Here is a 14,914-nt window from a genome sequence, read left to right as displayed (position 1 = left end):
TGTTATTAAGAATAAGTCAAAGCTATTAAATCCTTAGTATTTTCCTTCAAGTATCTCAAAATGAAAGCCGGGTACTACCCAGCTTTTATCTAATTCATATGGTTTAGCGCAAAAATCCTTACTGCGCCGTCAAACCACCATCAATAATAAATTCTGAACCTGTTGAGTAGCTCGATTCATCTGATGCTAAAAATAGCACCATACCGCTGACTTCTTCGGGCTGAGCCACACGTCTCATCGGAATGGTTTTGGCAAAAGCTTCAACTGCATCTTTGGTATCGCCTTGCATAATCATCGGGGTAGCGATGACGCCTGGGTGAATGGAGTTCACACGTATGCCATAAGGGGCGCACTCTAATGCCGCCGCTTTAGTCATACCGCGTACCGCAAATTTAGAATCGGTATAACCGATAGCGCCGCCAACCAAACCGTTAATCGATGATATATTGATGATAGAGCCTTGCTTAGCGGCTTTCATCGTTGGAATAACCGCTTTCATGCCTAAAAAGACCGATACTTGGTTAATCTCTAAAATCTTGCGATAGTCTTCCAAAGAAGTATCCAAGATAGATTTGTGCGTGGTAATACCCGCGTTATTTACTAAGACATCGATTTGACCAAATTTTACCTGTGTTTCTTTAACGACTTGTTCCCAATCATCTTCATTGGTGACATCATGTTTGATAAATAGCGCATCAGCGCCAAGTTCGGCGGCCAAGGCGTCGCCTTTATCAGAATTGATGTCGGTCAAGACGACTTTAGCACCCTCCGCCATACATAAACGCGCATGAGTTTCACCCATGCCTTGAGCTGCGCCCGTGATAATGATAACTTTGTCTTGTAAACGCGCCATGATAGTGCCTTTTTTTAATTATGAATAATAAAAGAGTATAAGACAAAATGACTAAATATTCATTAACAGTTATATAGTCTTGACTGCATATTTTATCTTTTAAACAATGTTTTTAAAGCATAGCTTTAAATCATGATAGTGAGAAAACGATGTACAACGATATATTGGATTTTTGTTTTAATGAGGCAGGTAGTGAGAAGTTTTTTGAAAAAGACTTAGCGTTTGATAAGTTATTAATAGAGCGCTACAGCGATATACTTGAGCAAGCAGCGGCGGCAGAGTTTTATACGTGGCGTAGCAGCATACAAGGGCGCTTAGCAGAAATTATTATATTAGACCAGTTCTCGCGCAATATTTACCGTAATACGCCAGCGGCTTTTGCCCAAGATGCGATGTGCCTTGTACTTGCGCAAGAGGCGGTGGCTGCCGGAGCATTAGAGGCGTTTGAAACGATTGATGAACGTAAGTTTGTATTGATGCCTTATATGCACAGTGAATCAAAACTGATTCATCAGCAAGCAGAAAGGTTATTTAAACAATATACCAATGCAGACAGCATAGATGCTGAGCTCAAACACAAAGTAATTATCGATCGATTTGGCCGTTATCCGCATCGTAATGACATTTTAGGACGGGTGTCGAGTAGCGAGGAAATAGAGTTTTTGACCCAGCCTGACTCGTCATTTTTATAAATGTTGTCTGTTAACTATAGTGAGTGAAAAGTAATATAGAGACATCACGCACTGCTGATATCAATTTTTCTTGCTTGCTGTGCCTGCGCAGACAGAGGCTACAAAAAATTGATATCAGCAATACCGTTGCGTTTTTAGAATATTTTGACGATAGTTAGTCGTTAAAGCGCTATTTGTCTATTGGTTAAAATAAAAAGAGACCAATTGAATTGGCCTCTTTTTATTTAATCTCCAAGCTAGCGAGCAATTTACTTCTGCTCAGTGCCAGCTGCATCCATATCAGCACGACCGATGACATCTAAGTCTTCTAAGCACAGTTTATCGTATTCTTTTTTGCAAAAGTTTGGGTCTATCTTGCACATGGCCGCTTGTAGTTGATCGAGTCGATTTTCCGACTGCTGGATATGTTCGAGCATTTTAGCAAAGGCTTCAGCCACTGGGTCTTGTGAAGAAGGGTCAATCCCATAAGCCTGAAACGCCGTCGCTCGTGCAGTGTTAGAAGTAGGGTCTGTTTCTTGCTGGTCAGCAGTTGCACCTGCTTGCGCGGCTTTTTCTTGTTGTTTGGCGTCCTGTACTTTGGTTGTAATAGGATTGCCTTTTTCGTCATGATGGTCTGAAATCATACGAGCGGCGCTACCAACCATCGTTGCACCTGCGGGTACGGGTTTGACCACCACCGCATTTGAGCCAATTTTAGCGCCTTTACCAACCGTAAATGGTCCTAATACTTTGGCACCAGCACCGACAATGACTCCGTCCTCTAAAGTAGGATGACGTTTGCCATTATTCCATGAAACGCCGCCAAGGGTGACGCCGTGATAAAGGGTAACGTCGTTGCCAATCTCAGCCGTTTCACCAATCACTACGCCGACGCCATGGTCAATAAAAAAACGCTTGCCGATTTTAGCGGCAGGATGAATCTCAATGCCAGTGATGATACGCGAGCCATAAGAAACGGCGCGCGCCGCCAGTTTTTGCTCATTTTGCCAAAGACAATGCGCGCCGCGATGTAAAATCAGGGCGTGAATGCCAGGGTAGGTCAAGATGACTTCTAGGCTATTACGCGCAGCAGGGTCGCGATTGAATACCGCTTCGACATCTTCTTGTAGGTCTTTTTTGATACGGGCAAGCGATTTGAACAAGGAGGTTGGCAATGACATAAAGCGTCCTATCGATTGTCAGAAAAATACTGTCAGGAAAATAGTGTCAGAAAAATCACAATGACATCTTTTAAAGTTATAACAGCTTTGAGTTGTAAAATACAGTGTTGTCTTATCTGTGTGGCTCAGGCTTCTATCTGTTCAAAGACAAGTCCCGCAAATAAATGCTAAATGGCGCTAAAAACGTAATGATAAAACCATTTTTCTAATGTTTGCTAAGCTTAGCAATCAGTGCGCTTAATAGCTGATACTCTTTTTGATCCAGCTGCACGCGTGAGCCAAGTCGCGACAGTCGCGCTGGCAAGGATTTTAAATGTTCACTGTCTGCTAAGCCGCGTTGAACCATCAAGTTGGTGGTACGCTGAACGAGCTGTTGTAGTTGCTGCTGGGTGATGGCCGGCTCATCCCATTGTTGACGTAAATGCACGTCTAATATGGGCTGAACTGGGTTTACATCGTCTAAGCTTTCATCAGGGTTTTGAGCATGGGTTTGCGCATAAGCAAAGATAAAGCTGGCAATGACCTGTACGGCAGAGGCAACATTGAGCACCGGATAAGCGGGATTGGCATCGATTTGAATATGATAATCGGCGTACGCCAGCTCTTCGTTGGTCAAACCGCGGTCTTCACGACCAAATAAGATAGCGATGTTGGGCTTGCTAATAGCTTGCGGGCTTTCACTATTATTTGCTAAATTAAGCGCAGTTTGCTTATCGATAAAGTCAAACATGATGTTGGCCGCTTGCGTCGGTGTGACCACAGGACGCGGCATGTGACGGCTACGGCTGCTGGCCGCAAATACCAGCTGGCAATCCGCTATCGCCGATTCTAACGTCGGCGTTATGGTGGCTGACATTAATAATTCACTACCGCCTGCCGCGTGCGAAACACTGATTTCATCAATGGGCAGCTTGGGGTCAACAACGGTCAGACGCGATAGACCCATGGTGTGCATGGCGCGCGCCGCTGAGCCAATATTGGCAGGTAAAGTGGTATTGACCATGACAATTTGTAAGGAAGACAGATAATCGCTTACCGTAAGACTGCCGGTTGAGAGCGCTAATTTTTTCGATGGCATCAAAGTTGAGGCAGAGTCGTTACGCATTATAGCCCCAGTCTTTGTTTGATTTCTTGTTCAACCCGTTGCAATGCTACGGCGACGTCTTCAACTAAACCAGCTTGGTCACCAATAAGGCGCTCACGGCACGCTTCTTGTAATTGGCTACTAAGGCGAGTTAACTGAGTCGCACCCAAATTGGCACTGGCACCTTTTAGCGCATGCGCAAGCTCATAGCCGTTGGCATTATCCTTTTCTTGTTGTGCGCGTCTTAGTTTGACAATGCGCTCGTGACTGTCGGTAAAAAACACTTGTATCAAATCAACAAAGTCCTCTTCTAACAACTCACGCATGTCATCAAATTGCTCGTCATTGATAATCTCATCATCGTTTTGCGTATTTGTATTGTTAGGATGTTCAGTCATAATCATGTGTCCAATATTTTAAAAGTTAAAGGCTCAGCTTAGCTACTATAAAGGTGTTAGCTATAATGAAAATGTAAATTGTCTTCATTAACCATGCTCTTTAATTGCTGCAAATTGTCATCGTTAGGGTAGATGCGCCAATGCTCAGATAGCCCGACATTGGCAATACCGTATTCTTCATAAATGCTCAGCCCAAGCGGCAAGCAGTTATCATTAATAGAATCATCGGTGTTGCTAAGGGCATTATTAGCATAGCCGCCGTTTTGCAGCGCATCTTGATGCATGTCATTTTCTAGCGCCAATAAATCATTGCCGTTTTCATCGTATAAGCTGCCGCCCATCGCTGGATCGTAAGCGCCGTTTGCACCGCCGTTATTACCTTTCTCGTCCTGCTCATCGTGATAAGACAAGCGCGGCGCTGGTATGATGTCTGCTTGAGCGGATTTTAGCAAAGGCTGCATACGTGTGAGCAGATTAATATCGCTACCGTGGACTTTGATGCTAATTTTTTTCATCCAACGCAGGCGTGCATCAACCATACTCATGGCATTATCAAGACGGGCAAAAATGCGCCCGTCACGCTCACGGATACTGCCTTTAATGACGACGACTTCATCAATCTTCAACTGCTCTTTTACACGGTTAAAGCGCTCGGCATAACAGCTGACTTCTAGACGTGAGGTGCCATCGTCTAAAGTGATGACGTTACGCGTACCGAAATTGGCAATATCGATAATCAAACCCGCAAAGTAGCAGCTACCGTTATAACCCGTGTCTGCCAGCTTATCGAGGCGAGCGCCGGAGGTATAACGTTTAAGCTCATCGCGATATTCATCGATAGGATGTCCAGTTAAGTATAAACCTAAGGTATTTTTTTCCGCTTTTAGACGATGTTTATCACCCCAAATCAGCTCTGGTGTCATGATCAGTGGTGGCGCTGCGACCACGCCATCCATTTCACCGAACAAGTCCATCATGCCAAGCTCATTGTTTTGGCGGTCTTGTTCCGCAGCTTGTACGGCGCTTGGCAGTTGACTCATCAGCGCCCCGCGAATCTCGTATGCTTCGTCGCTTGGCAAGTCTGGTCGTAAAGTCGCGGCAAAATCATCAAAACAGCCCGCACTGACTAAGGCTTCCAATGTACGTTTATTGACTTTTTTAATATCAACGCGGCGGCAAAAGTCGTATAAATCTTTAAACGGTCCTTCACGTCGGCGCGCCTCAACGATAGACTCAACCGCACCTTCACCAACACCTTTAATCGCACCCAAGCCATAAATAATATTGGTCGGCGTATCGGCGACAAAATGCCACTCACTACGGTTTACCGATGGATTAACGACGGTTAAACCGAAGTTTTCGCGGCAATCATTGATAAAGAACACCACGTTATCAGTGTTGTTCATATCAGAGGTGAGTACCGCCGCCATAAATTCGGCAGGGTAGTACTGCTTTAAATAAGCCGTCTGATAAGCAAGGACGCCATAAGCAGCAGAATGCGAGCGGTTAAAACCGTAGCCAGCAAACTTTTCCATCAAGTCAAAGACGCCGCCCGATGTCGTTTCATCGATGCCTTGCGCGGTCGCACCCGTGACAAAAATATCGCGCTGTTTGGCCATTTCCTCAGGTTTTTTCTTACCCATGGCGCGGCGTAGCATATCAGCGCCGCCCAAGCTGTAGCCTGCCATGACCTGCGAGATTTGCATCACCTGTTCTTGATAGACAATAACGCCGTTGGTATTTTCTAAAATTGGCTCAAGGTTAGGATGGTCATAAATGACTTCCTCGCGGCCATGCTTACGGTCGATATACATCTCAACCATGCCTGCATCGAGTGGACCCGGACGATAGAGCGCACACATGGCAATGACGTCTTCGATATTGGTTGGTTGTAATTTGGATAGATATTTTTTCATACCCATACTTTCTAACTGAAAGACAGCCGTGGTTTTGGCTTCTTGCAGCAGCTTATAGGCTTTTTTGTCGTCTAAAGGCAAGTCCTCTAACACCAAGGCATCTTTGCCCTCGCGGGCGCGGCGCAGATTGATGTTTTCTACTGCGGCGTTAATCACCGTTAAGTTACGTAAACCCAAAAAGTCAAACTTGACCAGCCCAACGGCTTCGACGTCGTCTTTATCAAACTGACTGACGCGGTGACCTTCGTCATCACAGTAAATCGCGCTAAAGTCAGTAATTTTATGGGGAGCGATGAGGACGCCACCCGCATGCTTACCAACGTTTCGACAGACGCCTTCGAGTTTAATCGCCATTTCCCAAATCTCAATGGCATCTTCATAGTCCATATTATCGGGGTTGGAGATTAAGTCTTTTAGCTGCGGCTCTTGTTCAAGTGCTTGGCTAAGCGTAATTCCTGGGGTTTTTGGAATCAATTTGGAGATTTTATTGGCCAAAAAGTATGATTTGCTTTGTACCCGCGCCACGTCTCGTACCACCGCTTTTGCTGCCATGGTACCAAAGGTAATAATTTGCGACACCGCTTCACGGCCATAGGTTTGTGCCACATAATCAATCACGCGGTCACGACCTTCAATACAAAAGTCAATATCGAAATCGGGCATAGAGACACGTTCGGGGTTTAAGAAGCGCTCAAAGAGTAAGTCGTAATGAATGGGGTCGAGGTCAGTAATATTGAGCGCATAAGCGACCAAAGAGCCAGCACCAGAACCACGACCGGGTCCAACCGGTACGCCGTTGGCTTTTGCCCAGCGGATAAAGTCCATGACGATTAAGAAGTAACCTGGGAAGCCCATCGATAAGATAACTTCAAGCTCATATTCTAAGCGCTCATCGTACTTTTGGCGAAATTCACTCCAATTGTCAGTACGTGCTTCAATCGGAAAGAGCTTATCCAATCGATGATTAAGACCGCGTATTGATTCTGCGCGGAAAAACGATTCAATCGTTTCACCTTCGGGCACGGGAAATTCAGGTAGGACATTAATGCCAAGGGTCAAGGTCACATTACAGCGCGTGGCTAAACGTAAGGTATTATCAATGACCTGCGGAATATCAGCAAACAGCGCCGTCATTTCCTGCTGGGTTTTTAAATACTGCTCATCTGAATACAGCCGTGGACGATTGGGGTCGGCAAGGACATACGAGCCTGCGATACAAACGCGCGCTTCGTGAGCGTCAAAATCATCTTGCTCTAAAAAGCGCACATCGTTGTGAGCAATAATAGGAATACGATGCTTGGCACCGGCATGAATAGCCGCTTTTATAAAAGCGTCTTCGCCCGAGCGATTGGTGCGCTTGATAGCGAAATATAAGCGATCACCAAACTGTGCTTGCCATTCTGTCAGCAGCTCGTCAGCTTTTTCTGGCATAGAACTCACCAATGCCTGACCGACATCGGATTTTTCGGTAAATAAAACGATGACACCAGCGGCGTGCTCTAAAACATGGCGACGCTCAACGACTGGCACCCCATGATTGGCAGCATCGGCGCGCCCCTCGGTAAAGCCAAGCGAGACGATACGGGTGATATTTTGATAACCCTCATTGTCCATCGCCAGTAGCACCAAGCGCGTGTCCTCATTATCCATAATGATTTCACTGCCGATAATGGGCTTGATACCCGCGCCTAAGCAGGCACGATAAAATTTCACCGTCGCATAAAGGTTGGATAAATCAGTCAATGCCAGCGCACTCTGATTGTCCGCCGCTGCCGCTTTAATCAGCGGCTTGATACGCACGATAGAATCGGTAATGGAATATTCGCTGTGGATACCAAGGTGTACAAATGCCATAGAAGACTCTTACTGGTGCAATCAAAAGGGAATAAGCTGTATGATAATAAATTTTTTATTATCAATACCTTATGGTTTTTTAAGAAGTGATAGGACGCGAAAATTGATATTTTGAGCTTTTAAAGCTGGTCGTCAATAATAGCATTATTTGGCGCAGACAGCCACCGATTCAAACGTATAAGAGAGAGGGCGAGGGTAGAAAAAGCAAGTTTAATCAGGATTAAACAGTTTTAATGAGTTTAGCCAAAAATGCCCTCTATAGGGTTAAGAATAAAGAATAGAGGGCAAGATAAAGGCTAGAGAAGGGCATTATTTGCAATCGTTTTTAAAAGATTAACTTTTAAAACAAACTATCAAATTTTAATAACCCACTACCGCGGCATCGACGATACGTGGGTCAGAAGAACCATAAACGCCATTTGGGGTAAGCATAATCGACTGGGTTGAACCCATCGCTGCTTGCGGGCTAACCTTATGCCCCATTGATTCTAGTTTTTTAACCGTATCAACATTTAAGGCTTTTTCGATACGAATTTCATCGGGCAGCCATTGGTCGTGGATACGCGGCGCGTGTGTGGCTTCAGCGATATTCATATCGTGGTCAATGACGTTGGAGATGACTTGCGTGACGGTAGTAATAATGCGGCTACCACCGGGGCTGCCGGTAACGATATAAGGTTTGCTGTCTTTGAATACCAGCGTCGGGCTCATCGAAGACAACGGGCGTTTATTGGCCTCGACCGCATTAGCGTCGCCGCCAATTAAACCATAACCATTGGGCACGCCGGGTTTGGCAGAAAAATCATCCATCTCATTGTTTAACAAAATCCCTGTCCCTTCAGCGACAAGCCCTGTGCCATAAGAAAAATTCAGCGTATAAGTATTGGCTACGGCATTGCCGTCTTTATCAACGATAGAAAAATGCGTGGTTTGATCGCTCTCGTATGGTAATGGATTATTCGCTTTAATCGTTGCTGCGGGTGTGGCTTTATTAGGATTAATTAAGCTACGTAATTTATCGGCATAAGCTTGTGAGGTTAAGCCGCTGGCAGGTACATCAATAAAATCAGAATCACCCAAATACTCGGCGCGATCGGCATACGCTAATTGCATCGCCTCGCTCATCAAGTGAATGGTTTGCGCGCTGTTTTGTCCGTAGTCTTTTAGTGGATAGCCTTCTAAGATATTTAAAATCTGCACGATATGAATACCACCAGAGGACGGCGGCGGCATGGATACAATCTCATAACCACGATAATCGCCTTTAACGGGCACGCGAGCAATCGCCCTGTAATTGGCTAAGTCTTGCAAGCTCATATTGCCGCCTGCTTCATTGACGGCTTTGACCAATTTACGCGCGGTTTCGCCTTTATAAAAACCATCAGACCCTTTTGCGGCAATCAGTTTAAGTGACTTTGCCAGCTCAGGTTGACGTAGTAGCTCACCCGGCTGATAGGCGCTGCCATCTGGTTTAAAAAATATCTTTTTGGTACTTGGCCATTTTTGTAAACGGTCACTCAACGCTTCTAATGATTCGGACAAGCCAGCGGTGACTTCAATACCGTTTTCTGCCAGTGCAATCGCTGGTGCCATAACTTGCCCACGGCTCATGGTGCCGTGATTGTCTAGCGCTTTAAGCAAGCCTGCTACGGTGCCCGGCACGCCAACCGCTAAACCATGATAGCGGGATAAATCACTGACCGCATTGCCGTCTTTATCGAGATACATATCACGCGAGGCGCTACTCGGCGCTTTTTCGCGATAGTCGAGTGCAACCGTTTTGCCTTGCTTAGCGTCATAAATCATCATAAATCCACCACCGCCGATGTTGCCCGCACGCGGCAACGTAACCGCTAACGCAAAGCCAACGGCGACAGCGGCATCAACGGCATTACCGCCATCTTTTAAAATCTTTAAGCCGATATCAGAGGCAAGCGCTTCTTGGGTGGCGACCATGCCGTTTTTTGCCCAAACAGGGTGATGAATGGCGTCTTCAGAATAGATAGCTTGGTCGGTTTTGGCTGTCTTGCCACTAACGACGGCTGTGCCTGTGGCGGTAGTGGGCGCTAGAGTAGAGGATTTCGATTTTGTAATGCGCTGAGTCTCGGACAATACAGTCGGATTATCAGCCATAATCGCTAAATTAATCGCACTGGTATTAATCGAGGTTGGATTAATAGTGGTTTTTGCGGTCGTAGGTTTGGTTTCTGCGGCATAAGCAGAGACAGAAATTAATAGAGTGCTGCTTATCAATAAGATAGCAGTTTTGATTTTTGTTTTATAACGAGAAGTATCACCGTGAACGTTTTGATGGGTTTTTGAGAGTGATTGGCGCATCGTAAATTCCTTTTTACGTAGATAAGAAGATAAGGTCTTATTGTGCTTGCTATTCATGAAATACACAAATTGCTTCAACTAAAAATAATGCAAATATTCATCATTGTATGACAACGAAAATTTGTTATGAGCTTTACTTTAGCAAAATCTCTAGAGGTTATTATGAATAAACCAATCGTCAAATTTTAGATTGTACCAAAGGCTTAGACATTATTAATGAAAACTATAAAGCGCATATTTGCTTGTAGTAAAGACCCTTGTATACAGAAAGAGCATATTTGATGGCGATTTTTTAATTTTTGCAATAACAACAATGCATTAGCTTTTAGAGAATTGAGAGCGCTTCAATATTTATCTAAGCAGCTTATCATTTTTGCTGAAAATAATTCCTTTGCGTTACTAATCTGTAATATATTGTGTTGTAAATAGCAGCCTTAATACTGCCTTCACAATTGTTTATCAGCTTGGATAAAGGGATTTTTATGTCACCGCTTAGCTCTTCTAAACGCACCTTGCTGCCTCATTTTCAAAGCTTGGTAGCTCAATCATTCACAAATTATAAAAAGTCTTCTACTAAGTTTGCTGTCTGCGTGCTTTATACGCTTACTGCTGCAAGTGCCACCGTGACGTTAATGGGTTGTCAAACGACGACAGGCTTATCATCACAGTCCAATTTATCCATGACAGGCATAGATTTTAGTATTGCTGATACTCAGCAAAACCAAACTCAGGGCAAAATGTTTAATAGCAAATTGGATAAGAATGCTGAACGTTATCAGCGTTTATTTGACCAAACTAAAAGCCCAAACCCAGAAGTGCAAGCTAAGGCACGTCTACTGAGCGCTATTCGTCAGCATTTAGCGACGGAGCACGTGTCAGTATCGCAGGCTAATTATCATTCAACTCCCTATATTAAAGCCGATAGTATTGACGCTGGCTCAAGCAGTTTTTTTAGAACATTGCTCGAGCTGTATCTTTATAACAGTGCTACTGATGAAGATATTAATGAGTATGAAAATCTAGCAGAAGCAGATGAGGCGGCGGTCGAAGAAGACATTGACGGCTATAATGATATTGAGGATAACGATCAGGTTTATAGTGGCGATTCTGCCTTTGAAGCGGTGGCTGCCGCCGTCGCTGCGCGCACTGCCGAAGAAGAGCGTCATTACGATGAGTATGGCTATGATCAAAATGGCTATGATGAGGAAGGTTATGATCAAAACGGCTACGACGAATATGGCTATGATAGTGAAGGTTATGATGAATATGGTCACGATAAGTATGGTTACGATACAGAGGGCTATGACGAGAATGGCTACAATGAATACGGCAATCAGAGAGATGATAGTCCATACGAGAGCGACGCTGGTGGTTTGTTATCTAATTTAAGTCGCGTCAAATCAAAAGATTGGTTACGTAACTATGAAGACATGCAAGCCAGTAAAACGGCAAAGGGTATTCAAGATGAAAACGCTGTTCGTGCTTATCCGGGGTTAATGACCAATCTTATCAATATGTTTATCCGTACCCCTGAACAAGTTCAGGCAATGAATGCCTACCATTATCAATACCTGACTCTCAATAGCGTCAGTCATTATAAGCCCAAACAAAAGCAGCTACAGAGTGTCTACAGCTACGACTATGTTGCGCCGACCATCCATTCATCGATTCAACTACCGCTTGCTCTTGATTTTAACAAAGGGGCAGCGACGATCGATCCATCGGCATTGATGCCTATCTTGGCGCTAGCCAATCCTGAGCATACGCCGTTACCCGAGCAAATGACTACCCATACGGTGAATTTTGGTTTACCTGAAGCGGTTACTTCTATTGCTCAAATACCGCCAAGCGTTATTTATGATGCGGTCATTAACGCCGTACAAAACAGTATGGCGGAATTAGAGCCAGAATATTTCAGTGCTGTAGATATACGGGATGATGAGTTTGCTAAAGAGGTAGGCGCTGATAGGGCGGTTAAAGTCTATTTTGGCAGTCGTCAAAGCGGCGAGATGATAGGCAAAATATTTAAAAACATCTCACGCTCGCTGCAAAAGCATATTGACCAAAACCCACAAAACTATCCTGATGATCATGTGTTGAAAGCTGCGATTGCTAAGATGGAATTATATAACAAAGGCTATCAAAGTGCAGATGTTGGCGGATTGCTACAGCTGATAGAAGCGGTGAGTCCTATTTCTTTTAATCATATTAATTACTATTATTTAGATGGCTCAGACCATTTATTGGCAAAACAGCAACGAACCAATATCGGCAGTGACTTTTTTGGTTCACAAAACACGGTCTTGAATCAGACGCGCTATGATAATGCCAGCTTTAATCAACACCCATTAGCGACATTGTTGGCACAGTCTTTTGGCGCAGAGGCACCGGTCGCTATCGATGGCAATGCTTGGCTTGCAGCACAGCGTCAGCAAAAAGAGAGGTTAGAGAAAGCACGTTATGCGCGTTATGATTATGTGGAAGCAACTGAGGCAGGAGTAACTGAGGAAAGTGTGGATTATGCTGATGATGATGCCACAGACACAGCAGAAGACACCTTGTTTTAAGCCCCTCGTTTGATGATAGGCGCTGATACGCTGATATATTTTCAGTATCCATCATCGTCGCCCAACGCTTAGCAACATATAACGCTTAGCAAAATATAACGCCTTTCAAGGATAGAGAAAATGAAAAAATTAAATGTGGCTTTATCCATTAATACAGCAAAGCAGATAAATCCCTTGTGCTCTAAATCAATGATGACGATAAGCTCTTTATTTTCTAGTGCATTGGTTTCTAGTACATTAGTTGCCAGTACATTATTGATAACGGCTTGCCAGTCTACCAATGTATCTAACAATCTTGGTCAATCAAAAAATTTACAGGCAGATAATGCGCCAAGCGTTGCAAAAAACGCATTGGCCAGCGCATTACAACAGCAGCGCCGCCAGTCTTTTGCTTATCATAGTAATATTGAGATTAGTAATGAGCATCAATTTACAGCTATCGATAGCTCAAAACTGGTGGCATCAGACGATGTTGATAGCTATTGCGAAGATAATCACGATCAAGCTTATGCAGCCTTATTAACAAAGGCAGAAGCACAGAAAAAAGAGGTTGCGTCGATTGATTACGCGCCCCAGCGTGAGGCACTTAAGCAATCGTACCTAGCCTGCTCAGCAGCCTATGAAGCATGGGCTGAGGTCCACTATGATAGTACGGCTTATAGCGTTGAGGAAGCAGCGGAGGACGTGGTAGACGCGGCGGCCGAGGTCGCGGTGTCAGCATCATCTGCTATAGATTCTGCTAGCGCCGCTACCATCTCACCTTATTACCAAAAGCTATTTAATGAATATGACAGCAAAAAATCTACACTAGATATCAAAAAATCGCAATTACTGGATGCTTATCTGCTAAAGCCATTATCTATGAATGCGCAGGGTGTTTATCAGCCGCTGGCAGGCAAGTTTACCATGCTGGGTAGTGCGCAGTATTCGGCGCGTAACCATCATAGTAGTATCAATCAACCTATTTATATCGATTTTAAAACTGGTATCCTCTATCTGTGGGCGGACAATTTTGCTTTGCTGACATCAAAGCTGGCCGATGATAAGTTGGGCACCAAATGGCAAAATAAATGGCTAAAAATAGCCCTTGATGATGGTACGTTACCGAAAGATTTTGGTCGTGCCGTAATAAAAAGCCACATTCAAGCAGAAGACAGCATCTATGTCAAAGCTGATGTGAGCCAGTTTGATTTTATTGCTCCAAATATTTTGACGTCGCTATCACCCAAATTACCTGAAAAGCAGCTAGCACCCATGCTCAATAGTGCCAAAATCATTCGCCGTGTCCAAAGTAGTGCGAGCGATGAACAGGCATATAAAGACTATATGGGCACCTTCTATAAACTCATCACTCAGCAATATCCTGAGCTGATAACCCAAAATGTTTCTGATACGCAAGATGACCTTTATCCTACGGACAGTAAAATCACCAGTAAATCGATGGTCAAACAAGTTTTAGTAAAAATGAAAGATTTTGCTGATGATAAAATGCTGAGAACACAAGAAACAGGTTTACTCGAAACACACTCACCGACTTTATCTGCAGCTGCAAATCTGCCTGTGCAAAAATTATACGGTTTTAGTAAAGGCGGTCAATTGCAATGGCAGCACAGTCGCCATTACCTATCAACCGATGCCAGTGATGAAACAAGTGGTGAGTCAAATGGTGAGTTGAGTATGGAAACCACAAAAAAGAGCAGTCTCATTGTCGATGCCCTTACGCAATATATGCCTATCCGTGCTCAAGATAAGGCGTTTCCCAACTTACCGAGTAACAGTCAGATACCAACCGCCAATAACAGCATTGATTTAAAAGAATATAGCGCTGAGCTTGGCGAGTATTATCGTCAAGGTAATGGTACCGCAATGGGCAAAATGCTCTTTAACATGCTACCAATGTATCAACAGCGTTTTGGTTCGGTAGAATAAGTGTCGGGCGCTAAATTTTAGGTTTATAGTCCATTTAAATGAGTGAAGTACTTATAGAAACAATAAAAAAACGCACCGGTTAACCGATGCGTTTTTTAGAATATATCTTTTAAATATAATATTT

9 protein-coding genes are annotated in these 14,914 nt (G+C 44.1%); 3 read left to right on the top strand and 6 right to left on the bottom strand.

Annotated elements, in window-relative coordinates; translation table 11 throughout:
• Positions 1-118 precede the first annotated feature (118 nt).
• Positions 119-853 (bottom strand): glucose 1-dehydrogenase, encoded by a 735-nt coding sequence (locus H9653_RS08735; RefSeq protein WP_102076770.1) that lies wholly within the window; start codon positions 851-853, stop codon positions 119-121.
• 149 nt (positions 854-1,002) lie between these two features.
• On the opposite strand from H9653_RS08735, the gene H9653_RS08730 reads away from it, so the two are divergent.
• Positions 1,003-1,545, top strand: a complete 543-nt coding sequence (locus H9653_RS08730) for a DUF924 family protein (RefSeq protein WP_068406896.1) — start codon at positions 1,003-1,005, stop codon at positions 1,543-1,545.
• 248 nt (positions 1,546-1,793) lie between these two features.
• On the opposite strand, the gene cysE is transcribed toward H9653_RS08730, so the two are convergent.
• The 5 genes from cysE to ggt form a co-directional block, all read right to left on the bottom strand.
• The gene (gene cysE, locus H9653_RS08725; protein ID WP_238060413.1) at positions 1,794-2,666 is read right to left on the bottom strand and encodes a serine O-acetyltransferase; all 873 of its coding nucleotides are present in this window, start codon (positions 2,664-2,666) and stop codon (positions 1,794-1,796) included.
• 244 nt (positions 2,667-2,910) lie between these two features.
• On the bottom strand, positions 2,911-3,783 hold the full coding sequence (locus tag H9653_RS08720) for an RNA methyltransferase (RefSeq protein WP_068406936.1): 873 nt from the start codon (positions 3,781-3,783) through the stop codon (positions 2,911-2,913).
• 26 nt (positions 3,784-3,809) lie between these two features.
• Entirely contained in the window at positions 3,810-4,187 is a 378-nt protein-coding gene (locus tag H9653_RS08715) for an Hpt domain-containing protein (RefSeq protein ID WP_225211687.1), read from the bottom strand.
• A gap of 56 nt (positions 4,188-4,243) precedes the next feature.
• A complete protein-coding gene (gene dnaE / locus H9653_RS08710) occupies positions 4,244-7,957 on the bottom strand; it encodes a DNA polymerase III subunit alpha (protein ID WP_191691928.1) in 3,714 nt (1,237 codons plus the stop codon).
• A 360-nt stretch (positions 7,958-8,317) separates the two neighbouring features.
• Positions 8,318-10,294: a gamma-glutamyltransferase gene (gene ggt, locus H9653_RS08705; protein ID WP_191691926.1), complete on the bottom strand. Its 1,977-nt coding sequence runs from the start codon at positions 10,292-10,294 to the stop codon at positions 8,318-8,320.
• A 482-nt stretch (positions 10,295-10,776) separates the two neighbouring features.
• Between ggt and H9653_RS08700 the strand changes: the two genes are divergently transcribed.
• Both H9653_RS08700 and H9653_RS08695 read left to right on the top strand, forming a co-directional pair.
• Positions 10,777-12,861, top strand: a complete 2,085-nt coding sequence (locus tag H9653_RS08700; RefSeq protein ID WP_191691923.1) for a hypothetical protein — start codon at positions 10,777-10,779, stop codon at positions 12,859-12,861.
• A gap of 120 nt (positions 12,862-12,981) precedes the next feature.
• Positions 12,982-14,790: a hypothetical protein gene (locus H9653_RS08695; protein ID WP_191691921.1), complete on the top strand. Its 1,809-nt coding sequence runs from the start codon at positions 12,982-12,984 to the stop codon at positions 14,788-14,790.
• The last annotated feature ends 124 nt before the right edge of the window (positions 14,791-14,914 follow it).

The sequence above is a fragment of the Psychrobacter communis genome (assembly GCF_014836505.1).
In the GTDB taxonomy this organism is placed as follows: Bacteria; Pseudomonadota; Gammaproteobacteria; order Pseudomonadales; family Moraxellaceae; genus Psychrobacter; species Psychrobacter faecalis.
The sequence above is the reverse complement of the archived record's forward strand: the minus strand, read 5'-3'. Positions and strand labels throughout refer to the sequence as shown.